Origin of the sequence: Halarchaeum nitratireducens (assembly GCF_014647155.1) — an archaeon.
In the GTDB taxonomy this organism is placed as follows: Archaea; Halobacteriota; Halobacteria; order Halobacteriales; family Halobacteriaceae; genus Halarchaeum; species Halarchaeum nitratireducens.
Genome location: NZ_BMOQ01000004.1, coordinates 274,551 through 296,439, shown reverse-complemented (window position 1 = coordinate 296,439; position 21,889 = coordinate 274,551). Strand labels below are relative to the sequence as shown.

Below are 21,889 nucleotides of genomic sequence, written 5' to 3'. Positions count from 1 at the left end.
CCACTTAGTCGCTCGCACCCGCCGCGCTCGTCGTCTTCGCTCCCGGGGCGCTCGCCCTCCTCAGGCCGTTCCATCCGGTCTCTCGTCGCCTCTCGCCGGAGGTCGACGGCGAGGGTGGAGCTTACGTGCGGAGCGCGACCCGCGCTCCGACGCACGTCCACCACGCGAGGCGCAGGAGGTCGCCGGGGCGAGCGAGCACGCCGGGGTCGAGGTAGCTGAGCGCGTCCCGAAAGCGGCCCTCGTGGAGATAGTGGCCGACGAGACCCATGCGGTGGATCCGCGCGACGTCGATGCCGCGCCCTTCGAGGTCGGCGACGAGGTCGGCGTTGCGTTCGAGATACCGACGGTCGTTGCGGGCGTAGGCGTCCGGGGGCGCGTCGCCGGTGTCGTGGACGACCGCGAGGGGCTCGGCGACGTGCGCGAGCTTCCCGCGCGCGAGCAGGCGGAGGACGAGGTCCCAGTCCTCGTAGATGGAGAGCCCCTCGTCGAAGGCGAGACCGTCGAGGGCGTCGCGGGCGACGAGGAGCGTCGAACCGGGGCCCATGAAGACGCGCATCGTGAGGAGCGATTCGGCGAGCTCGCGCCCGCCCTCGCGGGGCGCGCCGGCGCGAAAGACCCGCTCGGAGACGAGGGCGGCGAGGCGCGCGCCGAGGCCGCCTCCGACGGTCGCGTAGTCGCAGTAGACGCCGATCCAGTCGGCTCCCTTCGCGTCGAGGACGGCGAGCTGGCGATCGAGCTTCCGGGGGAGCCACTCGTCGTCCGAGTCGAGGAAGGCGACGTAGTCGCCCCGGGCCGCGTCGACGCCCGTGTTACGCGCGGCGCTCACGCCGCGGTTCGTCTCGTGGGCGACGTAGCGCACCCGCGGGTCGTCGTACGCGCGGACGACCGACTCGGTGTCGTCCGGCGACCCGTCGTCCACGACGATCACTTCGAGAGCCGTCACCGTCTGCGCGAGCGCGCCGTCGATGGCCCGCGGCAGGACGTCCGCGCGCCGGTAGGCGGGGATGACGACGCTGACGCGCGGCGGCTCGGCGGTGGCGTCGTCGCCGCCGTCGCGTTCGATCGAGCCCCGCCGGCCGCCGCGCGCGTCGTCGCCCTCTCGCGTGTCCGACCGCCGGTCGCTCATTCCCCGATCACCGCGCGATGGATCTCGCGGAGGCGGTCGGCGTGGCGCTCCCACGTCCAGTCGTTCGCCAGCAGGCGCTCGTGGCCGCGCTCGCCCATCGCGCGCAGGCCCTCGGGCGAGTCGAGGAGGGCGTCGATGGCGTCCGCGAGCGCGTCCGCGTCGCGCGGCGGGACGAGGATCCCCGTCTCGCCGTCCGCGACCATCTCGGGGACGCCGCCGACGGTCGTCCCGAGGATCGGCGTCTTCGCCGCCATCGCCTCGTACATGACGGTCGGGCGCGCCTCCGTGTGGCTCGGGTGGACGAGCAGGTCGGCGGCGACGTGCCAGCGCCGCACCGCGACGGGATCCAGCCGCCAGAAGGCGTGCGTGCCGTGGTCCATCTCGCCGAGCTCGTTCACGAACCACCAGCGGAGGTCGCCGTCGTGGCCGATCGCCGCGAGGAAGACGTCGGTCCGGTCGAGCTCGTGCAGTGCGGCGACGAGCTCGCGCACGCCCTTCGCTTCCTCGAAGCGCCCGACGTAGAGGAGGACCTCGGTATCCGGATCGAGGCCGAGCTCGCGCCGGATGGCGTCGCGTCTGTCCGTCGGGAACTTCGAGGGGTCCTCACCGATCGGCACCGTCTCCACCTTCGCCTCGGGCGCGAAGCGCCGCGCGACGCCCGCGAGCTCGTCGCTGACCGTGAGCACGCGGCTCGCGTAGTCGATCGTCTCGCGGATCTTCGCCTGCACGTCGTCGTTGAACGCGTCGTAGTTTCGCAGGTCCCCGGCGTGCGTCATCGCCACCAGGGGGACGTCGTGGTCCCGGCAGTAGTCGAGCGCGCCGTAGCTGTCGAGGTAGACGCCGCAGGTGTGGACGACGTCGTGGGGCGTCTCGAAGGTCTCCGGGACGAAGGCGGCGAGACGCCGACGCATCGAGTTCCCCGAGACCTGATAGAAGCGCGATTTCGGGAGCGCGTAGAGATAGCGTGGGTAGTGGACGCGGTAGCGCCCCCACCGTTCGGTCCGCGGGACGTGTCGGTACTCCGAGTACGGCCCGACCGGCGGCGCGATCGGCGAGGGGGAGACGACGTCGAGGTCGACGCCCGCCTCGCAGAGCGCGTCGAGCGAGCGGTGGTTGAACGGCGTCCGAACCGGATGGACGTGGCTCGGATGCTCGGCGGCGACGGCGAGCGCACGGTAGTCCGGGGGGGCGTCCGCGGGCATACCGATAGGTCGCTCACGCGGGGGTTAACGCTTCCGGGGGTCGGGGAGGAAACGATTACCCGTGTCGATGCGTACCGAGGGTATGATCGGAGACGTGGTCGCGGCCGGGAAAGCGGCGTCGTGGCGGCTCTGCGCGGCGTTCGACGCGTACCTACACGTGGGGACGCCGGGGACGCGGAACGCGGTGATGATGTACCACTCCCTCGACGGCGAGGAGGGGAACGCGGCCGGCCGACGCTTCGACCCGGAGGCGCTCCGGGCACAGCTCGCGTGGCTCGACGCGCGCTACGAGTTCGTCGACCTCCCCGCGGTCCTCGACGCGGGAACGACGCCGCGCGTCGCGCTCACCTTCGACGACGGCTACCGGGACTTTCGCACCCACGCGCTCCCCGTCCTCCGCGAGTTCGACGCGCCCGCGACGGTGTTCGTCATCGCCGACCGGGTGGGCGGCCTGAGCGACAACGGCGTCCCGTACCTCGACGCCGACGACGTCGCGGCGCTCGGCGACGCTGAGCGCATCACCGTCGGCAACCACACGCGAACGCACGCCCACCTCGACCGCCTCGATCCGGACGCGGTCCGCGACGAGGTCGTCGGCGCGAAGGAGCGCTTGGAATCGCGTTTCGGCCTCGACGTGACGCGCTTTTGCTATCCGTACGGCGACCACTCGCCGACCGCCGTCGACGTCGTCCGCGAATCGCACGACTACGCGACGGCGGGCGACGGGCTCGTCGGCCGGCGGGCCGATCCGGCGCTGCTCCCGCGGATCGACGGCGCGCAACCGCCGTCGGTCGTCCGCTGGGAGCTCACCGGGGCCGCCGAGCGCCTTCGGCGCGCGGTTCGGGGCGAAGGGTTATCGTGACGGGCGGAGACCTAAGCGGTAGTGTGTCCCGAGCGAACCGACGTCGACGACCCGCGACGCCGGTCGGTCCTCCGCGCCTCGCTCGCCGCCGCGATCACGGGATCGACCGCCGGCTGCGCGTCGATCCTCGACGTGGACGATGCGAACGGCGGGGACAGGACCGTGTCTGAGGGCGCGTCGATCGAGGGCGGCGCGTTCGCGGCGCTTCGCGACGGTCGCGTCGTCGCGGTAGCCGCGGGGATCGGCGGTGCGGCGTTCGATCCGACGGCGACGGCGACCCCCGTGCAGGACGCCCTCGATGCGGTCGACGCGGTGGGCGGCGGGCGCGTCTACCTCCCGCCGACGACGGTCACCGAAGCGGGCCCGGTCCGCCCGCACCCGAACACGGGGCTCTACGGTTGCGGGATGAACGTCTCCGTGATCCACGTCCGCTCGTCCGGGACGGACGGGGTTCGCTTCGACCGCGACGAGTCCGTCCAGCGCGTCGCGCTCGACGGCTTCGAGCTACGCGGGCCGGGCGTCCGGAAGGACACCGGCGTCGCCATTCACTACGTCGACGCGACGGACGACCCGGCGAACGACCCCGCGGACGTCCACGTGGGACGGCTCTACTGTCGCCAGTGGGGGAACAGCGTCCTCCGCGTCGAGGAGGGCGTCGGCCCGTTCCAATGTCGCTACGACTTCCTCCGCGCGGACGACTGCGACGCGGGCGCGGCCGGCGCGCTGCTCGACTGGCGCTCGGAGTACGGGCCCGCGAACCACTTCGGGACGGTCGTCGCGTACCCGAACGCCCGCGCGAGCGGCGCGCCGACGACGGTCCTCCGACAGGCCGGGGGCGAGCTCGCGTTCGAGGACGTCTCCGTCGGCGGGACCGCCGGCACGCTCGTCGAGCAGACCGACGGCCGTCTCCGCGCGGGCCGCCTCCACTGGGAGCCCGAGTCCCAGCCGGCGACGCCCGAGGCGCTCGTCCGCCTCGCCGGATCGGGCGTCACGCACGTCGCCGACGTCGTCGTCGACACCGGGACGGTCCCCTACGTCTACGAGTTGGCGAGCGGCTTCGGGAACAAGCACCTCGTACCGCCGGGCGCCACCCGCGGCACCGTCACGGGGAACGTCGTCCGCGTCAACGGTCGGGGGGAGCGCGGGTCGCGCTCGTGGTACTACGGGGTGCGAGACGACGTAACGGTCTCGCTCGGCGTTCCGAACGAGGGACGCCTGCGCGTCCTCGGGGACGCCGGCGTCGGCCTCGCCTAAGCCCGGAACATCCCGATCGCCCAGTGGTGGTCGCCGGTCAGCCGCCAGCCGAAGCCGGGGTTGCCGTCCACCGCGCACCACCACCCCTCGCCGTCGTACCACGGGTCGAACTGGTGGGTGAACCCCGAGAGCCACCCGAACCGTTCCCCGTCGGCGTGCATCACGGGCGAGCCGTCGGCTTCCCGATCGCGGTACGTTTCCGGGGTGAGATCGGTGATCTCGTACGCGCGCACCTGCCCACCGTAGTGGTCGGTGCCGTCCTGGTAGAAGGCGAGGACGCGCTCGTCGCGGACGATCGGGCGACCACCGGGGCGCGCGCCGGCGGGCCGGCCTGCGACGACGGGGTTCGCGGCGTGTGGCGTCCACCCGTCGGCGTCGAGCGCGTCGCTGTGGTAGGCGTAGAGGTCGCGGCCGTCGCCGCAGAGCGCCCACCAACGCCCGTCCCACCGGAAGAGCGTGCAGTCGTGGAGGTCGCCGGGCGGGGTGAACAGGTCGGCGATCGGCTCCCAGCCCCGCGGGAAGTCGCGCGCCCGGTAGAGCGTGACGGGCGCGGGGTTCGCGGGGTCCTTCGACCACGCGTCGGGGACCATGTAGTGGTCGCCGTCCCACCGGAAGGCGTAGGGGTAAGAGAGGTGGTGTTCGGTTTCGAGGACGACGCCGTCGTACGTCCAGTCGGCGCCGTCGGGACTCGTCGCGTGCGCGATGACGGCCGTCGGCCGCCGGTAGTGGGCGTACACCTCGAAGAAGAGGTGCCACGTCCCCGCGAGGGGGAGGAGGAACGGATCGGCGACGCAGTGGGCGCCCGTCACGTCGGTCACGTCCGCGACCGTCAAGACGGGGTTGACGACGCCGGGCGCGGGCGCTGGATCGAGGGGGTCCGCGATCGGTGCCTCGATCGGATACGTCGGAGCGTCCGGCCCGTCGGACAAGCCCGCGATCCGGCCGGCCTCCGCGGTTCCGGGGCGTCGCTCGCCCCCCCCGTGATGGAGCAGTTCGCCGAGGCGCCACGCGGCGTTTCCGACGGCCGGCGACGCGCCGAGGCGAGTGCGGAGGGCGCGCAGGGCGTCGCCCGCGAGGTTGCGGCCTCGGGGGTGGGGCGCGGGCGCGGCGTCCGCGTCGCGCCGGCCCCCCCGGTCGTCACTCATCGTCGCGCTCGCGCCCGTCACGCGCCGCGCGGCCCCGCTCGCTGTCGGGATCGAACATGACGACTTCGCCGGGCCGGGTCGCGCCGTCGGTCGGGAGTTTCACGCCGGCGTTCAGGCTCGTGTTGATCCCCGTCTTCGCGCCGTCGCCGAGGACCACGCCGAGCTTACGGCGGCCGGTCGGGACGACTTCGCCCTTCACGAGCATCTTCACCGAGTCGCCGTCGTGGCGGAGGTTCGCCACCTTCGTCCCCGCGCCGAGGTTCGTCGCTCGCCCGAGGACGCTGTCGCCGACGTAGCTGAGGTGGCCAGCGTGCGCGTCCGCCATCATGACGCTGTTTTTCACCTCGACGGCGTGACCGACCTTCGCGTCGGGGCCGATGTACGTCGCGCCCCGGACGTAGGCGTTCGGCCCGACCGTCGCGCCGCGATCTACGTACGCGGGCCCCTCGATCACGACGCCCGAGCGCACCGTCGCGCCGTCCGCGACGACGACGTCACCGCTGAGTTCGGCGTCGACGTGTACGTCGCCCTCCACGCGACCACCGAGTTCCGCGAGCTTCCACTCGTTCGCCGCCAGCAGCTCCCACGGGCGGCCGACGTCGAGCCAGCGCTCGAAGGCGACCGGGCTGACGGCGAACTCCGCGCAGGCCCGTGCGAGGACGTCCGTGAACTCGAGCTCGCCGCGCGCGGACTCGTCGACGTCGAGCCACGACTTCGCCGCCGCGGGGAGGGCGTACGCGCCCGTGTTCACGAGATCGGAGGGGGGATCGGCGGGCTTCTCGACGACGCCCGTGACGCGCTCGCCCGACTCGTCAGTGAGGAGCACGCCGTACTGCGTCGGGTCCGCGACGCGGAACGCGCCGACGGCGGGCGCGCGGTCGTAGAGGGCGGCGAGCGAGTCGTGATCGTAGAGGGCGTCGCCGTTCAGGACGACGAACGGCGCGTCGTCGAGCGTCGGGGCGGCGGCGCGCACGGCGTCCGCGGTGCCGCGCTGTTCGGTCTGGACGGCGTAGTCGAGTTCCACGCCCGCGTGCTCGTCACCGAAGTACTCGCGCACGGCGTCGTCGTCGGATTGGACGACGAGGACGACGCGCGACGCGCCCGCGTCGGCGGCCGCCTCGACCGTGTGCGCGGCGAGCGGGCGGCCCGCGACGGGCAGCATCGGCTTCAGTCGGCGGTCGGTCAACGGCCGCATCCGAGTGCCACGACCCGCGGCGAGGACGACTGTCTGCATGCCTCACCGGTCGGGCGACGACCACATTAGTCTAGCCGACCGCGGCCCCGGCCTCGCCGAGCGCACGCAGACCGCCGGTCGCGCCGTCGCCGTGCGTGACGTCGACGTCGGCCGCCATGCCCCAGTAGAACGACGGCCGCGCGGCGTCCGCGGCCGCCGCGAGGTTCACGACGGCCGCACCGAGCGACCCCCCGAGACCGAAGTACGGCCCGAGCACCTTCGCCGCGGGCGCGTTCGCGTTGTACGCGTCGTAGCCGAGCTCGTAGACGTGTCGCGTCGCGCCCGTGATGTGTTTGACGTTCCCGATCTGGGCGACGCCGTGGCCGAGCAGCCGCACGATCGCGTCCGGGGTCGAGCGGAGTTCGGTGGGCTCCCAGTGGACGCTCTCGACGCGGAGCTGGGCGTCCCACGTCTGGTGGAGCGCCGTCCCGGCCGAGCCGCCCATCGTGAGGTAGTCGATGGTCTGCGTGCCCCCGCGCGTGAAGAACACCGTCGTGTTCTGCCCGCTCGCGTCCGCGGTCGGATAGGCCGCGATAGTGCCGAACCAGTTCGCCGGCCCGTACCACGAGCGGAACTCGAAGAGGCCGTCCTCGGCCCCGGCGTCGCAGTCGTAGACCGTGATCTCCTCGTGGCGACACTGGAAGGGGCCGACGCCCTGATCGACGCGGTAGACGCTGTTCGTCCACCCCCAGAGGACGAGGCGGCCGATGCGGAGGTTCTGCGTGTCGCCGTTCACGTGGTGGATGGCGACGCCCGAGTCGACGCCCGGCCCGGGACCGTTCAGCGCGAAGCCGTCGAGTTGGGCGTGATCGACGCCGCCCGCTTCGTCGAAGACGACGCCGTCGACGCCGGCGGGCGTGATGGCGACCTTCGAGACGTCCGGTCCGAAACCGAAGATCGCGGCGTTGCTCGGCACGCTGATCATCCCTCCCTCCGAGACTGTCGTCGGCGGGAGGCGGACGGTGCCGCCGCCGTTCGACGCGAGGCGATCGAGCCCGTCCTGTACCGGAGTGTCCGTCGAGGCGGGGTCGATCGTCTCGGGCGCGGCGAGTTGACGCCCGAGCACCACGAGGTTCCCCTTCACGAGCGCTTCGGTGACGCCTCCGCCGCCCGCCGCGTCGCCGGAGAGGGATCCGAGGGAGCTCCACGCGGACCCGTCGCCGAGGTAGACGCGGCCGGTGTCGGTCGCGAGGAACTTCGCTCCGGACTTCGGCGCGTAGTTCGTCCGGTTCGCGTCCGTATCGCGGACCTCGACGTCCGCGTCGAAGGCCTCGAAGTTCTCGTTCAGCGGTACGTGCCAGTCGGTCGTGCCCGCCGCGGGCGTGTTGTATCCGTGGTTCTCAGTCATGGTTGGGTGGGAACACCGCCGTAGCCGTACGCGCCGTACCCCTGCTCGCCGTACTCGTCGTCAGCGTCGTCGGTCGGCGTGGTCGTCGTCGTGGTCGGTGTGGTCGTAGTCGTGGTCGACCCACCGCCGTCGTCGACCGTCGACGTCCCCTCGTAGAGCGCGCGGACGGCGTCGGCGTCGAGGGCGACGTCGTAGAGCCGCACGTCGTCGACCGAGCCCGCCATGTCGTAGACCGTCGCCCACGCGTTGTGCCCGTGACCGATGTGCAACGGGCTGTCGTCGGCGACGAGCGCACCCGACTGGCTCTCGTCGCGGCCGACCTCCTCGCCGTCGTAGTAGAGGACGAGCGCGTCCCCGTTCCACGTGGCGAGGAGGTGGTGCCACACGCCGTCGTGCGCGTCGAAGTCCGCCCAAGGGTTGACGAACGCGCGCCCGGACTCGACGCCGAGCTTCGCCCGGAACGCCCGTCCGGCCTGGACGTCGAGGACGTACCCAGATCCGCGCACGTGGTCGGTCGCCTTTTGCATGATCGTCTGTTCGGTGTCGTCCGCGCTCGTGCGGAACCACCCCGAGATCGTCAGCGACTCGCGCGGCGCGAGCGTCGGGTCGTGCGGGACCGTCGCGTAGTGGCCGTCGCGTCGACGGCAGTCCAGCGCGCCCGAGCCCCGGACTCCCGGCTCACCGAGCACGGGGTTCCCGACGAGCGTCCCGTCGTGATCGCCGGCGGTGTCGCGGACGACCCGTCCGCCGTTTTCGTCTAACGTCCAGTGCGCGACCGGTGTCGGGAGCGAAACGCTCGCCGTGGCGGTGCCGAGCTCACCGAGGAGCGCGGGCGCGGCGACGCGGACCGCGCCCCCGCCGTAGCCGTACGCTACCCCGTCCGCCGCGGCGGCGCTCGCCGTGCCCGTCGCGGGGCCCGCGAGCGGTACGGCGGCCGCGACGCCGGCGAGCTTCAGCCAGTCGCGTCTGGTGAGTCCGTCGACCGGTTCTCGATCTCCATCCATGTCTCATAGTTCGACGTCCGTCGATATATATGTACCCACGAGGGACGGGGTGCGTACTCACGTCAGCGCTCGCCGTGCCCGACGGCGTCGACGGGCGGTCGAGGGCGGACGAGGCGGTCGACGGCGGCGTACCACCGACGAGGGACCGACCGGATGCCGGCCGTGAGACGGACTATCGCCCGCTTCGTGTTCGACATCTGTCGGTACCGCGGCGGCCCTACACAGTTATTCGGGCGAGCGACGTAGCGGCGACGATGACGGAACGCGACCCGGAGTCGGTCGACCCGACCGTGAGCGTGATCGTCGTGACGTACAACTCGGCCGACACCGTCGCGGAGACGCTGGCGTCGCTCGACCGGCAGCGCTACCCCGACGAGCGCTACGAGGTCGTCGTCGTCGACGGCGGATCGACGGACGCGACGCGCGACGTCGTCGCGGAGTTCGACGCCCGACTCGTGAGCGCGGACGGCGCGGGGATCGGCGCGTGTCGCAATCGCGGCGTCGAGGCGACCGAGGGCGACTACGTCGCGTTCACCGATTCGGACTGTCGGGTGCCCCCGACGTGGCTGGCCGACCACGTCGCGCGCCTCGAAACGTACGCTGACGACCCCGTGGTCGTCGGGGCCGGCGGACCGAACGTCGCCTTCGAGGACGATCCCGCGTTCGCGCGCGTCGTCGGGAGCCTCCAGCGGACCGCGTTCGGTTCCGGGGGCAGCCCCCAGTCCCGCGCCATCGACGACGTCCGGCTCGTGCGCTCCGTCGCGGCGTGTAACGTCTGCTACCGACGCGACGTCTTCGACGAGTACCGCTACGACGACACCGTCAACGTCGGCGAGGACGCCGAGTTCCACTACCGTCTCGCCCGCGACGGCTACCGCTTTTGCTACGATCCGCGGATCGTCGTCCGCCACCACCTCACGCCGACGCTTCGGGCGTTCGCGCGCAAGAGCCGCAGCTACGGCGACGCGATGGCGCGCATCCAGTGTCGTCACCGCCGACTCGTCCGGTGGTACTCCCCGGTCCCGACGCTCGCCCTCCTCGGCGGCGCCGCGGCCGCGCTCCGCGACCTCCGCCGCGGCCCGCGCTACGTCCCCGCGCTCTGCCTCGCGTTCCTCCCGGTCGCCGCGCTCGTGACGCGCGCCGTCTACCGCGAGCGCCGAACGCCGCTCGCGTTGCTCGCGCCGCTGCTCCTCGTCGTGCAGTACGTCGCGTACGGGGTGGGGTTCGCCGAGGGAGTCGCGGCGTCGGTACTACGGTCGTGAGCGGGCGCGCGAACGCGACGGACCGCTAGCCGTCCGTAGAACCCGGCGTGCCCGCGCTTCGTTCCCCGTCGTCGAGTTCGCGGAAGAGCGCGTCGAGTTGATCGGGGTCCATCCGCCCCATCAGGTCGTTCATCCGCTCTTCTTGCTCGTCGAGCTCCCGGAGGAGCGACGCGTACTCGTCGCTCGCGTCGAGTTCCGCGCGGCTCTTCTCGGCCTCCAGCGTCGCGCGCTTCTCCGAGAGCGCGAAATACCGCCGGACCGCCTCGTCGTAGTCGCTCACCGAGAGCAAGCGCTCGACCGTCGCCTGGAGTTCGTCGCGGCCGACCGGCTTCTTGAGGTAGTCGTCGAACGGCATGTCGACGATGTCGAAGTCGGGGTCGACGCCGGTCACCATCGCCACGCGACACCCGTATCCCTCCTCGCGGATGCGTTCGAGCACCGCGTCGCCGGAGAGCCCCGGCATCTGGCGATCGAGGAGCACGACGTCGACGGCGTCGTCGAGGCGTTCGAGGGCCTCCTCACCGCTCGTGGCGGTTCGGACCTCGTAGTCGTCGTCGAGCCAGAGCGCGAACGCCTGCGGAATGCGCTCCTCGTCGTCGACGACGAGGACGACGGGTCGATCGTCGGGCGCGGCGCCGCCGTCGGTCAGGAGGCGAGCGGTTCGAAACGGCGTCGATGGATCAGCGGTGTTCATGTTCGTATCAGGACATGGTGACGTCGTGGAACTCGAAGCGAGCGCCGCGCTCGCCGGTCGAGGCCTCGACCGACCAGCCGTGGGCGTCGGCGATCTGTTCGACGATCGAGAGCCCGAACCCCGTGCCGGTGTCGCTCGTCGTGAAGCCGTACGCGAAGAGGTCGTCGAGCGCGTCCGCGGGGATGCCGGGACCGTCGTCCTCGACGTAGAAGCCGTCGTCGAGCAGGCCCACGCGAACCGTCACGTCGTCGCCGCCGTGCTCGACGGCGTTCCGGAAGAGGTTCTGGAGCAGCGTCTCGAAGCGCTCCCGGTCCGCCTTCACGGCGAGCAGGTCGCCCTCGACGTCGAGCGTCGCGGCGTCGGTGCCGGCGGTCCGCCACGCGTCCTTGACGACGCGTTCGAGGGGGACGCGTGCGGTGTCGCCGATGCTCTCCCCCTGCTTGGCGAGCGTCAGGACGTCCTCGATGAGTTCGTCCATGCGATCGAGCGTGTCGTCGAGCTCGGCGAGCAGCTCGTCACCGTCGTCAGGCTGCGATTCGAGGATGGCGACGTCCGCCTTCGCGGTCTGCAGGGGGTCGCGCAGGTCGTGGCTGACGATGGAGGCGAAGCGCTCTAACTGCTCGTTCTGGCGCTGCAGCTCGCGCTCGCGCTCGACGCGCTCCGTGATGTCCCGCATGATCCCCGAGAAGACCCGTCGGCCGTCGTAGTGGTGCTCCTCGAAGGTGATCGAGAGCTGGACCTCGTGGCCGTCCTTGTGCCGGGCCGGTAGTTCGACGTTCTGCCAGTCGAGCGTCCGCTCCCCCGTCTCGAGGTACGCGTCGATGGCGGCGTGGTGCGCGTCGCGGAAGCGCTCGGGCATGATCTTCGTCAGCGGCTCGCCGACGAGCTCCTCGGGTTCGTACCCGAAGACCCGCTCCACCGACCGGTTCGCGAAGAGGATCCGGCTCTGCTCGTCGATGGAGACGATCGCGTCCGAACCGTTCTCGACCAACACCTCGAAGAAGTCCTTGTCGAGGACGCCGGGTTCGACGTTCCCGCTCTCGTCGAACATGGGCGAGCCGACGCGCTCCTCGGCGTCGGACAACGGTCCTGATGATGACATAACGGGGGTCTAGCTACCGATAGGATTCGCCCGCCACGCGGATAGCTATTCCGATCACCACCCCCCGTCCGATCAGAGCTTCACCATGACCTTCACGGCGTCGCGCTCGTCCATCGCCGCGTATCCCTCGGGGACGCCGTCGAGGTCCACCGTCTTCGTGAAGATCGGCGAGGGATCGAGGGTGCCCTGCAGGACGTCGGCCATCAGGTCGTCGACGTACTCGCGGACGGGCGCGACGCCCCCGCGGAGCGCGACGTTCTTCCGGAAGGCGTCGTCGAGGAACGCCGCCTCGTCGACGCCCATCGGGACGCCGACGAACCCGACCGTCCCGCCGGGGCGCGCGACCGCGAACGCCGTGTCCATCGAGGACTCCGCGCCGACGCACTCGAGCACGTGATTCGCCCCGCCGTACGTGAGTTCGCGCGCCCGCTCGACGGCCGCCTCGCCGCGGGCCGCGATCGTCTCCGTCGCGCCGAACTCCGCCGCGATCGCCAATCTGTCCTCGTGGTGTCCCATGGCGATCACGCGCTCCGCGCCGAGGCGCTTCGCCGCGAGCACGCCACAGAGGCCGACCGCGCCGTCGCCGACCACGACCGCGGTATCGCCGGCCTCGACGCCCGCGCTCACCGCCGCGTGGTGGCCCGTGCACATGACGTCCGTCAGCGGGAGCAGCGCTTCGAGGACGTCCTCGTCGTTCGCGTGGCGCTCCGGCACGCGGACGAGCGTCCCGTCGGCGTACGGCGCGCGGACCTTCTCGCCCTGCGCGCCGTCGTGCTCGCCGCCCCACCCCTCCTCCTCGACGCAGGACGTGTAGAGGCCCTTCCGGCAGAACTCGCACTCGCCACAGGAGATAGCGAACGGCGCGAGCACCCGATCACCCGGCCGGAGGTGCGTCACGTCGTCGCCGACGGCCTCGACGACGCCCATCGGCTCGTGGCCGACGCGCCCCGGCGTCGGGTAGTCGCGCTGGCCTCGATAGAACCAGAGGTCGGAGCCACAGACCGCCGTGTGTGTGATGCGCACGATCGCGTCCGTCGGCTCCTCGATTTCGGGGTCCGGGACTTCCTCCACGCGGATGTCGCCCTCGCCGTGGTAGACGGCTGCGTCCATGTGTGGGGGATCGCTCGTCCGGGTGAAAAAGCCACCCGCCGCGGCGGGTGACGCCGCGACGGCGCTCACTCCCGCTCGTCGTTCCGTGGCGAGCGAGAGCGAGTCGCCACGTCGCTCACGGGTCGCGCTCGCTCCCCGTTCGCCCGTTCCGCGGATGCTCACCGCCGTTCGCATCCGCGTGCGCCTCCGCGTCCGCCTCCCGCACTCGCGCGCCCTTCTCCGCGAGGTGGCGCGTCTGGTTCCGCGCGAAGTCCTCTTCCTCGGTCCCGCGCGTGGCGAGCACGTAGACGAGCGCGCGCCCCGCGGGTCGCATCGTTCGACCGGCGCGCTGGGCACCCTGACGGCGCGATCCGCCGAGCCCGGAGGCGACGATCGCCAGCTCGGCGTCCGGGAGATCGATCCCCTCGTCGGCGACGCGCGAGACGAGCAGGGTGTCGCGCTCGCCCGCGCGGAACTCGTGGAAGAGCCGTTCGCGATGCGAGTGGGGCGTGTCGCCGCTGACGAACGGGATCGAGAGCGCGTCGCTCAGCTGTTCGCCCTGATCGAGGTAGTCGACGAAGAGCAGCGTCTTCGCGTCGGGGTGGGACTCCAGGATCGCGCGCACTTCGTCGATCTTCGCGGGGTTCGAGGCGGCGAGCATCCGACGCTCGTGGCCGTCCGCGCTCGCGTACTCGTAGCGGTGCTCGTCGTCGGTCCACGGGACGAATCGGATCTCGACCTCGGGTTCCTGAACGAATCCCGCCTCGAAGAGCGCCTCCCAGTCCGTGCCGATCGGCGGCCCGATGAGCGTGTAGATGTCCGCCTCGCGGTCGTCGCCCCGGACTGGTGTCGCAGAGTTGTGACAGAAGAGGTGGTTCCCGAGGAAGTTCTCGTGTTCCGTCGAGACGTCGTAGACGTACTCCTCGCCGTCGACTTCCGTCACGGACTCGACGTCGAGCATCGCAACGTCAGTCTCGGCGAGCCAATCGGCGTCGATACCGCTGCGCGCGGAGATCGTTCGAAGCTCGTCGTCGTTCAACCGCACCCGATCCGAGAGCCCGGAAGTGAGCTGTCCGCCGTCAGCCGCCCGAGACGGATCGCGCGGGAGTCCCTCGTACGCATCCGAGAGCGTCTCCGTGAACGGCGTGAGTGAGAGCCGTCCACCGCTTTGCCGGTTCTTGGAGTTGAACCGGACGAGGTTGTTCGTCACCGTGTCGTGCTCTCCCTCTCGGACGCCGACGTCGCAGTCACGGCGGTAGACGCCGCCCACGTACCCGAGCTCCGCGAGGATCAGGTTCAATCCCTGCGCGAGGCGGTCACTCGACGTCGAAATCGTGACCATCTCACGGCCCCGTTCGCGCGTCGCGCGGTGTCCGTCACCGAGCACGACGCCCTCGAGGAACGGCTCGTACGCGTCCGGGTTCGAGAGAACCATCGGTGGCACGTGCTTCTCGCGCGCGCCGTTCGAGAGCCCGATCTTCTCGAGGATCCGTGGGAGGACGCCGGAGACGCGTAGCGTCGTACAGTTCTCACCGTTCGCCACCGAGTTGATGTCGGCTTCGGGGCAGACCGCGCGGATGACGTCGCGGAACGCGTCTACCTCCGAGGTCTGCGCAGAGTCCTCCGCATAGAATTCGACGCGATGGTCGTCGATTGCGCCGTCCGCGACGAAGAGCCCGGCGAGACGGGCGAACGCCTCGGTCGAGACCACCGGCGGAACGTACGTCCGACGGCCGTGCACGTAGACGCCCTTCACGAACTCGCGCTCGAAGTCGATCTCCCGTGCGACGTCGAGCGGGAGGTAGCGTCGTGACTTCCAGCGATAGCGTGCCTTGTTGTCGCCGACGTCGCGCTCGTACAGTGCGTCGAACGCCGACGTCGGCGCGTCCTCGTTCACGAGCACGTACCCCTCATCGAGCAGTCCCATGACGTCCACGGTACTGGTGTCGGCATCGCCGGTCGACTCCGCGGACGCGACCGCGTCGGGGAGAGTAGACGGTTGGAGGAGAAAGTCGTCGTCGCCAAGGTCGCCCGGGAGCTTACTCGTGATCGCCATCTCGTCGCCGTCGAAGACGATGAGCGAGTGATCCTCGGTGACGGTGACCTCCCGCCCGTTCCGCGCGCGGACGCGATAGAGCGGTCCGTCGTGCGCGTGGCGCATTACCGACGTCAGCGGCGTCCACTCGACTGCGCCGTCCTCGGTGACGGCCAGCGTTTCGAGGTCCGAGACGGACGCGACGCCGACGCCGTCACCGAGATATTCAGACGCGAGGGACTCGATGCGCCGCATCTCGACGCCCGTCTCGGAGCGTACCGGAACGACAGTGTCCCCATCGACCGATAATCCGAGGCGCGCCGACGCCTGGAGGTCCGCGGTCCGGCGAAAGACGTCGCCCGGGATGTGGTGGGCCTCGTCGTAGACGACGAGCCCCCAGCGTTTCTCGTCGAAGAGCCGCCGGTGTCGCTCCATCCCCGCGGAGGAGTACGTGGCGATCGTCACCGGACCGATCTCCTTCACGCCGCCGTGGTACTCGGCAACGTCGTCGTGCGTGAGGGTCGTGTATTCGAGGAGGCTGTCGCGCCACTGGCCGACGAGTTCGCGTCCGGGCACGAGGATCAGGGTCTCGCGGCCGATGTCGTCCATCACGCCGAGCGCGGCGACGGTCTTACCGCTCCCCGGCGGACCGACGAGCACGCCCGAGCCCGATTCGACGAAGCGTTTGACCCACCCGCGCTGGTAGTCGCGCAGCGAGAGGCGGAGGTCGATGTCGATCGCCGCCCCCTCGTCGAGGGTCCGATCGTCCTGGACGGGATAGCCCGCCTCGTAGAGGTCGCGCTTGACGGTGGCGACGGCCTCCGCGGCCACCCACGCCTCCGTGTCGGTGATCGGCGCGCGGATCGTCCCCTCGGAGAGGTGTTGCTCCGCGACGTTCCCCATCATCTCCGGCGAGGAGGCCTCGAGGACGACGTATCCCTCGTCGTGCGTGTAGAGTCGGAACTGGCGCGCCCGCCGCCACTGGTCGGTGACGAACTCCTCCAGCGTCGGATACCGATCGCCGAGGGCCTGTCGGAGCGTGCGCTGCAGGGCCTCGACGTCCCCGTGGGGCGCGCCCCAGACGTCCTCTTCGCGCACGCGATACCGATAGGCGTTCTCGCCCGTCGTGTCGGTGAGCGTGGCGAACTGCGCGAGCTGGGCGCGCGTGAACTGCGTGGGCTGGTCGACGACGACCTCGCGGTGTTCCGGGAAGACGACGACGCGTTCGCGCTCCGTCGTGCGCGCCCAGTCCGTCGGGAACCACACGACGGGGTCGTTCGAGACGTCGACGCGCTGGACGGCCGCGTCGTCGTCGGCGAGACGATCGAGCGCGTCGCTCGCCTCGGCCTGCGTCCAGCCGAGCACGCCCGCGAGGCGGCCGGCCGTCACGACCGGGCGGCCGACGGACTCCAGGGCGTCGTAGAAGGCGTCGAGGGAGAGCGTCGGGTCGGTTTCGTCGTCTGTCACTACCCGGCGGTAGGTGATTCGGCTTGAAACGGTTTGCGTCGTCGACGCGGGCGGCGATCAGCCCCGGCGACGCGTCCGGACGTACCAGTACGAGAGGGCGACGCACAGCACGCAGAGCCCGCCGAGGAAGAACGCGACGCCGGGCTCGGCGAGGAGCGCGAGGAGGCCGTGCCCGCCGTCGGTCGTCGCTGTCGTCGCTGTCGTCGCTGTCGTGGTGGTCGTGCGCTCGACGTCCATCGCGCTGAAGCCGCCACCGCCGTCGCTGGGCGTGGTCGCGGGCGACGACTCGCCGGCCGACCCGAACGCCGGGAGGAGCGACCCGGGCGCGAGGAGGGCTTGGACGACGAGCGCGCCGATTCCGACGGCGGCGACGCCGCCCAGAAAACGTTTGAGGGCGGCGAACGCGCCGGTCTTCGCTCCGTCATCGCCGGCGAAGACCACGACGGCGTCGTTCGCCGGCGCGTACACCTTCATCTCGGTGCCGCGCTCCGAGTACCAGGTGTCGGCGACCGTCACGAGACCGGCGTCGCTGAGGTTGTCGAGGTGATACCGCGCGTTCTGGAGGGAGGTGTCGACGTCGTCCGCGAGGTCGGAGGCGGGGCGGGGATCGTCGTAGATCGCGGCGAGGATGCGGCGGGCGGTGCGCGAGCCGAGGGCGTCGAAGACCTCGTCCGCGGCGTCCTCGTCGATTCCGACGAGCCGTGGGCTCCCCGCGTCCGCCTCGACGTCGGTGCGGAACGGGAACAGGCTACCCATCGTCCGAACCGACGGTCCGTGGGAGACAAATAGCTTCGCGTCCGGACGCGACGGACGGCCGCCCCGGCGCGTCCGCCGACCTCGGAGTCGACTATATACCCCTACGTTTCGGTCATAGCAACCCGTTTCTACCCGTAGCGGCCCGCCTCACGTATGGAGGGAGATCACGCCGACGCCGAACTCGCCGATGCTATGTCGTCGTTCTGTGAGGGAGTCCGTGACTGCACCGCGCACCTCCCGGTCGCCGTCGCGGCCTACGGCGACGGGGACGCGGAATCGTTCCACGAGACCGCGGCCGACGCGGCCGCGATCGAGTCCGCGTGCGACGACCGGGCGCGGGACGTCCGCGACGGGCTCGTGGCACTCGACCCGGAGCTCACCGGCGTGTATCTGCGTGCGCGCGACCTCCTCGAACTCCTCAGTCGCATCGACGCCGTGGCGAACGCGGTCGAGGACGCCCTCGCCGCGCTGGCGGCGATGGAGCCGGACGTCGACGGCGTCGCCGACCGCCTCGTCTCGCTGTCGGACCTCGCGGCCGAGTGCGCGGCGCGGCTCTGTGACGCCGTCGAAGAGTACGTCGCGGCGCTGTGCGACGGTCGCCGTCCGACCGTCGATCACGGCGACTTCGACGACGTCCGCGAGTTCGAAGACCGCTGCGACGAGCTGAAGCAGGCGGCGCTCGCCGCCGCGTTCGAACCCGGGCTCTCCGTCAACGGTCTCGCCCTCAGGGAGGTGGCGCTCGCGCTCGACGCGGTACCGAACGCGGTCGAGGACGCCGCGGATCACTTCTCGTTCGTCGTCGCCGCGACCGTGTAACTGAGAAGACGCAGGACACCGGCAGCGCGCTCGCGGCCGTCGTCGTGCGATGCAGAGAGAACCAGCGTGCGACGTGCCCCGACGGGCCGATGCGGTGGAGGGCCGAAGCGGGCGAGGCCCGGGTGTCGCGGGGCCGGGGGCGTCCGAGAGTTGGGCCCGGTCCCAGTTAGCGTTACGCCGTGCACGCTCGTTCGCACCGTGCACACCCCGACGCCCGCGGCGACTCTCGGATTCGAGGAGGCCGAGGATTGATACCGACAACCCGCGTTACACCCGCTCATGGACGCGACCGAGGCCGCACGGTTCGTCTTCGGATCACCGAACCGTCTCGCCGTGCTGCGCGCGCTTCGCTCGACCCCGGGGCGGCCGCGGGACGTCGCGGAGCGCGTCGACGTCTCGCGGGCGACGGCGCAGCGCTGCCTCCGCGACTGCGCCGATCGGGGGTGGGTCGAGCGCGTCGACGGCGACTACCGACCCACGCCGACGGGCGCGCGCGTCGTCCGGTCCTGCGACGCCCTGCTCGCGGATCTCGACGCCATCGACGCGGCGGGGGCGCTGCTCGACGACCTCCCGTGCTTCGACCCGCCGCTCCCACTGAAGCCGCTCGCCGACGCCGAGCTAGTGGTCTCGACGCCCGAACAACCCCACCGCGCCGCGCGGGCGTTCGCCGAGCGCATCGACGAGAGCGACGCGGACCACTACGCCTGTCTCTCGCCGATGATGACGCGTCTCCACATCGACGCGTTCGACGCGCGACTCGACGACGGCGCGAGCGTCGAGCTCGTCTGTCCGAGCGCGGTCGTCGCCGCCGAGCGGGAGGTGCGACCGGAGACCGTCGCGCGCTCGCTCGCCCTCCCCGAGTTCGACCTCTACGTCCACCCGGAGCGCTTCGAGTACGCGCTCACCGTGACCGACGCCGAAGTGTTCGTCGCCACCGTCGGCCGGGCGCGGGCGATGCGGGCGGTCGCGTGGACGGCCGACGACGCGCTCCGCGAGTGGGCGCGGGAGCGATACGCAGCAGAGAAGCGCGCGGCCGAGCCGGCCGAGACCGAGTGACGCGGATCCGACGAACGGAGCCCGGTTCGACGCGCCGCGACCCGCCGATCGAAACGGGACGGAACCCTCAAGGGCCGCCTCCGTGAGTGGGCGAGTATGGATCGGGTAGCCGTCATCGGCGCGTCGATGACCCAGTTCGGGCAGCGCAACGCCTGGGTCCGCGAGCTGCTCGCGGAGGCCGGCGAAGCCTGCCTCGACGACGCCGGCGTCGCCGCGGACGAGTTGGACCACCTCTACGTCTCGAACATGGCCAGCGGCGAGTTCGAGGGGCAGACCGGGATCCCGAACGCCCTCGCGCACGACCTCGGCGCGATCGGCGCGTACACGCAGCGCGTCGACCAGACGAGCGCGTCGGGCGGCGCGGGCGTCTACGCCGCGTGGCAGTCGGTGGCCTCGGGCGCGAGCGAACTGACGATGCTCGTCGGCGGCGAGAAGATGACGCATCGCTCGACGGCCGACGCGACGGACGTCATCGCGTCGCTGACGCACCCCGCCGAGTACAAACACGGCGTCACGCTCCCGAGTTTCGCGGGGATGACCGCGCGCCACTACCTAGAGACGTACGACGCGCCGCGCGAGTCGCTCGCGTCGGTCGCGGTGAAGAACCACCGGAACGGCGTCGACAACCCGCACGCGCAGTTCCGAAAGGAGGTCGACGCGGAGACGGTACTGGAGTCGCCGATCGTCGCCGACCCGCTTCGCCTCTACGACTTCTGTCCGATCACGGACGGGAGCGCCGCGCTGCTCTTCTGTCCCGAATCGGTCGCCGCCGAGTACACCGACGACTACTCCGTCGTCTCGGGTATCGGCGGCGCGACGGACACGCACGTCGTCCACGAGCGCGACGATCCGACGGTCATGGGCGGCGTCGTCGACTCCGCGGCGGACGCCTACGAGATGAGCGGGCTGACGCCGGACGACGTCGACGTCGCCGAGCTCCACGACATGTTCACGATCCTCGAAGTCCTCCAGCTCGAAGACCTCGGCTTCTTCGAGAAGGGCGAGGGGTGGAGGGCGGCCGACGAGGGAATCACCACGCGGGACGGCGAACTTCCGGTCAACACCTCCGGCGGCCTCAAGTCGAAGGGTCACCCGCTCGGCGCGAGCGGCGTCGCGCAGGTGTACGAGATCCACCGGCAGGTCACCGGCGACGCCGGCGACCGGCAGGTCGCGGCGGACGTCGGCCTCGCCTGTAACGTCGGCGGCTTCGGGAACTGCGTCACGACCACCGTCGTGGAGGCCGCGGAATGAGCTTCGAGGCCCACCGCTGCGAGAACGGCCACGTCACGTATCCCGGCCACACCGTCTGTCCGGAGTGCGGCGCGGAACAGACGGCGACCGTCGACCTCGAGGCCGAAACCGGAACGCTCGTCACGTGGACGACGAGCACGGCGACGCCGCCGGGCGTCCGCGAACCCAACCACCTCGGGATCGTCGAGTTCGACGTCGAGGGCGGGACGGTGCGCGCGCTCGGCCAGCTCACCACGGGCGACGTCGAGAGCGGGGATCGGATGACGCCGGTCTACTGCGACGAACTCCGCGACCCCGACGCCGGCATCCGCGAACCCGAGAGCCAGTCGTGGGACGGCTATCGCTTCGCGCCCGTCGAGGACTGAGCCGGCCGGTAGCGCCCGGACGCCGCCGGCGTCGATTCGGTCGGGGTCTCAGACACGATACGGCACGGCACCGCACCGCTATCCTCGCTTTCGCCGCCGTCGCCTCAGACGCCGCCGGCGTCGTCAGCGTCGGTTCCGTTTCCGCTTCCGTTTCTGCGTCCGTCGCCGTCGTTACTGTCCCCGCCGCCGTCGCCGTCGTCGTACTCGTCGCGTAGCTGATCGAGTTCGTCCTCGACGCGCGCGGTGCGGCGCTCGCGGTCGTCGGCGTCGTGTGCCGCCGACGCGTCCCTTCCGGCTCCCTCGACGTCGCGCGCGTCGCGTGTCTCGCGTTCCTCGCGCGCCGCCGCGACTTCCGTTTCGAGGTCGGCGGTGAGCGCGCGGGCGTCTTCGAGCAGGTCGCGGGCCGCGTCGTCCGCGGGGAGCGCGTCCCCGGAGACGGCGGCGCGGAGGTCGGTCAGCGCGGCGTCGAGTCTGTCGAGCGTCTCGCGGCCGACGCTCGCGCCCGCGTTCTCGTCGCCGGCGCGTCCGGGTTCGACGAGTCGGAGCGCGGCGCGGAGGGCTTCGAGCGCGCGCTTTTGGGCGTCGAGGACCGCGACCGTCGCCGGGATGGCGTCGTCGACGGCGAAGCGGACGAGCTCGCGCGGCGTCGGCGGACGCGGGACGGAGGAGGGACCGCGTCGGCGGGTGTCGCGTCGAGCCGGGCTGGCGTCCGCCCGCGCCGCGCGGAGGTCGGCGACGGCGTCTTCGAGGGCGTCGACGCGCGCCGCGAGATCGTCGTCGGCCGTGTCGTCGGACATACGCGTAGGCGGGGCGGCCGAACG

20 protein-coding genes are annotated in these 21,889 nt (G+C 71.4%); 7 read left to right on the top strand and 13 right to left on the bottom strand.

The window, feature by feature from the left end:
- Positions 1 to 121 precede the first annotated feature (121 nt).
- Positions 122 to 1,126 carry a glycosyltransferase family 2 protein gene (locus IEX91_RS08440; RefSeq protein WP_188878302.1) on the bottom strand — a complete coding sequence of 335 codons (1,005 nt, stop codon included), beginning with the start codon at positions 1,124 to 1,126 and terminating at the stop codon, positions 122 to 124.
- Positions 1,123 to 2,328, bottom strand: coding sequence for a glycosyltransferase (locus tag IEX91_RS08435; protein ID WP_188878301.1), 1,206 nt, complete (start codon positions 2,326 to 2,328; stop codon positions 1,123 to 1,125). Before IEX91_RS08435 ends, IEX91_RS08440 begins: the two co-directional genes overlap by 4 nt.
- Before the next feature lie 82 nt (positions 2,329 to 2,410).
- Between IEX91_RS08435 and IEX91_RS08430 the strand changes: the two genes are divergently transcribed.
- Together IEX91_RS08430 and IEX91_RS08425 are read left to right on the top strand one after the other, a co-directional pair.
- Positions 2,411 to 3,190: a polysaccharide deacetylase family protein gene (locus IEX91_RS08430; RefSeq protein WP_188878299.1), complete on the top strand. Its 780-nt coding sequence runs from the start codon at positions 2,411 to 2,413 to the stop codon at positions 3,188 to 3,190.
- Between the two features lie 21 nt (positions 3,191 to 3,211).
- Positions 3,212 to 4,444, top strand: a complete 1,233-nt coding sequence (locus tag IEX91_RS08425) for a hypothetical protein (RefSeq protein WP_188878298.1) — start codon at positions 3,212 to 3,214, stop codon at positions 4,442 to 4,444.
- Here the strand turns inward: IEX91_RS08425 and IEX91_RS08420 are convergent.
- The 5 genes from IEX91_RS08420 to IEX91_RS16505 all read right to left on the bottom strand — a co-directional run bounded on the left by IEX91_RS08420 (position 4,441) and on the right by IEX91_RS16505 (position 9,372).
- Positions 4,441 to 5,589, bottom strand: coding sequence for a glucosamine inositolphosphorylceramide transferase family protein (locus tag IEX91_RS08420; RefSeq protein ID WP_188878297.1), 1,149 nt, complete (start codon positions 5,587 to 5,589; stop codon positions 4,441 to 4,443). The two genes, IEX91_RS08425 and IEX91_RS08420, sit on opposite strands and share 4 nt — an antisense overlap.
- On the bottom strand, positions 5,582 to 6,823 hold the full coding sequence (glmU, locus tag IEX91_RS08415; protein ID WP_188878295.1) for a bifunctional sugar-1-phosphate nucleotidylyltransferase/acetyltransferase: 1,242 nt from the start codon (positions 6,821 to 6,823) through the stop codon (positions 5,582 to 5,584). The genes IEX91_RS08420 and glmU overlap by 8 nt, the downstream gene beginning before the upstream one ends.
- A gap of 31 nt (positions 6,824 to 6,854) precedes the next feature.
- On the bottom strand, positions 6,855 to 8,171 hold the full coding sequence (locus IEX91_RS08410) for a hypothetical protein (RefSeq protein ID WP_188878294.1): 1,317 nt from the start codon (positions 8,169 to 8,171) through the stop codon (positions 6,855 to 6,857).
- Positions 8,168 to 9,175 (bottom strand): LamG domain-containing protein, encoded by a 1,008-nt coding sequence (locus IEX91_RS08405; RefSeq protein ID WP_188878293.1) that lies wholly within the window; start codon positions 9,173 to 9,175, stop codon positions 8,168 to 8,170. Before IEX91_RS08405 ends, IEX91_RS08410 begins: the two co-directional genes overlap by 4 nt.
- Positions 9,176 to 9,237: 62 nt before the next feature.
- Complete coding sequence (locus IEX91_RS16505; RefSeq protein WP_268238683.1) at positions 9,238 to 9,372, bottom strand: hypothetical protein; 135 nt, start codon at positions 9,370 to 9,372, stop codon at positions 9,238 to 9,240.
- Between the two features lie 57 nt (positions 9,373 to 9,429).
- On the opposite strand from IEX91_RS16505, the gene IEX91_RS08400 reads away from it, so the two are divergent.
- Positions 9,430 to 10,437, top strand: a complete 1,008-nt coding sequence (locus IEX91_RS08400) for a glycosyltransferase (protein WP_211087540.1) — start codon at positions 9,430 to 9,432, stop codon at positions 10,435 to 10,437.
- Positions 10,438 to 10,462: 25 nt separating this feature from the next.
- Here the strand turns inward: IEX91_RS08400 and IEX91_RS08395 are convergent, their stop codons facing one another.
- The 5 genes from IEX91_RS08395 to IEX91_RS08370 form a co-directional block, all read right to left on the bottom strand.
- On the bottom strand, positions 10,463 to 11,131 hold the full coding sequence (locus IEX91_RS08395; protein WP_188878291.1) for a response regulator: 669 nt from the start codon (positions 11,129 to 11,131) through the stop codon (positions 10,463 to 10,465).
- Positions 11,132 to 11,138: 7 nt separating this feature from the next.
- A complete protein-coding gene (locus IEX91_RS08390) occupies positions 11,139 to 12,215 on the bottom strand; it encodes a two-component system sensor histidine kinase NtrB (RefSeq protein WP_188878290.1) in 1,077 nt (358 codons plus the stop codon).
- A gap of 90 nt (positions 12,216 to 12,305) precedes the next feature.
- Positions 12,306 to 13,343 carry a zinc-dependent alcohol dehydrogenase family protein gene (locus IEX91_RS08385; protein ID WP_188878289.1) on the bottom strand — a complete coding sequence of 346 codons (1,038 nt, stop codon included), beginning with the start codon at positions 13,341 to 13,343 and terminating at the stop codon, positions 12,306 to 12,308.
- A gap of 115 nt (positions 13,344 to 13,458) precedes the next feature.
- The gene (locus tag IEX91_RS16730) at positions 13,459 to 16,824 is read right to left on the bottom strand and encodes a DEAD/DEAH box helicase family protein (RefSeq protein ID WP_229772827.1); all 3,366 of its coding nucleotides are present in this window, start codon (positions 16,822 to 16,824) and stop codon (positions 13,459 to 13,461) included.
- A gap of 57 nt (positions 16,825 to 16,881) precedes the next feature.
- Positions 16,882 to 17,580: an ArsR/SmtB family transcription factor gene (locus IEX91_RS08370; RefSeq protein ID WP_188878288.1), complete on the bottom strand. Its 699-nt coding sequence runs from the start codon at positions 17,578 to 17,580 to the stop codon at positions 16,882 to 16,884.
- Between the two features lie 153 nt (positions 17,581 to 17,733).
- Here IEX91_RS08370 and IEX91_RS08365 point away from each other — a divergent pair, with 153 nt between their 5' ends.
- The 4 genes from IEX91_RS08365 to IEX91_RS08350 all read left to right on the top strand — a co-directional run bounded on the left by IEX91_RS08365 (position 17,734) and on the right by IEX91_RS08350 (position 21,068).
- Complete coding sequence (locus tag IEX91_RS08365; RefSeq protein WP_188878287.1) at positions 17,734 to 18,396, top strand: DUF47 family protein; 663 nt, start codon at positions 17,734 to 17,736, stop codon at positions 18,394 to 18,396.
- A gap of 279 nt (positions 18,397 to 18,675) precedes the next feature.
- The gene (locus tag IEX91_RS08360) at positions 18,676 to 19,452 is read left to right on the top strand and encodes a helix-turn-helix transcriptional regulator (RefSeq protein WP_188878286.1); all 777 of its coding nucleotides are present in this window, start codon (positions 18,676 to 18,678) and stop codon (positions 19,450 to 19,452) included.
- Positions 19,453 to 19,548: 96 nt separating this feature from the next.
- Positions 19,549 to 20,703 carry a thiolase family protein gene (locus IEX91_RS08355; RefSeq protein WP_188878285.1) on the top strand — a complete coding sequence of 385 codons (1,155 nt, stop codon included), beginning with the start codon at positions 19,549 to 19,551 and terminating at the stop codon, positions 20,701 to 20,703.
- Complete coding sequence (locus IEX91_RS08350) at positions 20,700 to 21,068, top strand: Zn-ribbon domain-containing OB-fold protein (protein WP_188878283.1); 369 nt, start codon at positions 20,700 to 20,702, stop codon at positions 21,066 to 21,068. The genes IEX91_RS08355 and IEX91_RS08350 overlap by 4 nt, the downstream gene beginning before the upstream one ends.
- A 104-nt stretch (positions 21,069 to 21,172) precedes the next feature.
- Here IEX91_RS08350 and IEX91_RS08345 read toward each other — a convergent pair whose 3' ends face one another.
- Positions 21,173 to 21,865: a DUF7547 family protein gene (locus IEX91_RS08345; protein WP_188878281.1), complete on the bottom strand. Its 693-nt coding sequence runs from the start codon at positions 21,863 to 21,865 to the stop codon at positions 21,173 to 21,175.
- Positions 21,866 to 21,889: the final 24 nt, after the last annotated feature.

Coding starts and splice junctions, on each gene's coding strand:
- IEX91_RS08440 (WP_188878302.1), bottom strand. CDS start 1,126: ATGAGCGACCGGCGGTCGGACACGCGAGAGGGCGACGACGCGCGCGGC.
- IEX91_RS08435 (WP_188878301.1), bottom strand. CDS start 2,328: ATGCCCGCGGACGCCCCCCCGGACTACCGTGCGCTCGCCGTCGCCGCC.
- IEX91_RS08430 (WP_188878299.1), top strand. CDS start 2,411: ATGATCGGAGACGTGGTCGCGGCCGGGAAAGCGGCGTCGTGGCGGCTC.
- IEX91_RS08420 (WP_188878297.1), bottom strand. CDS start 5,589: ATGAGTGACGACCGGGGGGGCCGGCGCGACGCGGACGCCGCGCCCGCG.
- glmU (WP_188878295.1), bottom strand. CDS start 6,823: ATGCAGACAGTCGTCCTCGCCGCGGGTCGTGGCACTCGGATGCGGCCG.
- IEX91_RS08410 (WP_188878294.1), bottom strand. CDS start 8,171: ATGACTGAGAACCACGGATACAACACGCCCGCGGCGGGCACGACCGAC.
- IEX91_RS08405 (WP_188878293.1), bottom strand. CDS start 9,175: ATGGATGGAGATCGAGAACCGGTCGACGGACTCACCAGACGCGACTGG.
- IEX91_RS16505 (WP_268238683.1), bottom strand. CDS start 9,372: ATGTCGAACACGAAGCGGGCGATAGTCCGTCTCACGGCCGGCATCCGG.
- IEX91_RS08400 (WP_211087540.1), top strand. CDS start 9,430: ATGACGGAACGCGACCCGGAGTCGGTCGACCCGACCGTGAGCGTGATC.
- IEX91_RS08395 (WP_188878291.1), bottom strand. CDS start 11,131: ATGAACACCGCTGATCCATCGACGCCGTTTCGAACCGCTCGCCTCCTG.
- IEX91_RS08385 (WP_188878289.1), bottom strand. CDS start 13,343: ATGGACGCAGCCGTCTACCACGGCGAGGGCGACATCCGCGTGGAGGAA.
- IEX91_RS08370 (WP_188878288.1), bottom strand. CDS start 17,580: ATGGGTAGCCTGTTCCCGTTCCGCACCGACGTCGAGGCGGACGCGGGG.
- IEX91_RS08365 (WP_188878287.1), top strand. CDS start 17,734: ATGGAGGGAGATCACGCCGACGCCGAACTCGCCGATGCTATGTCGTCG.
- IEX91_RS08360 (WP_188878286.1), top strand. CDS start 18,676: ATGGACGCGACCGAGGCCGCACGGTTCGTCTTCGGATCACCGAACCGT.
- IEX91_RS08355 (WP_188878285.1), top strand. CDS start 19,549: ATGGATCGGGTAGCCGTCATCGGCGCGTCGATGACCCAGTTCGGGCAG.
- IEX91_RS08350 (WP_188878283.1), top strand. CDS start 20,700: ATGAGCTTCGAGGCCCACCGCTGCGAGAACGGCCACGTCACGTATCCC.
- IEX91_RS08345 (WP_188878281.1), bottom strand. CDS start 21,865: ATGTCCGACGACACGGCCGACGACGATCTCGCGGCGCGCGTCGACGCC.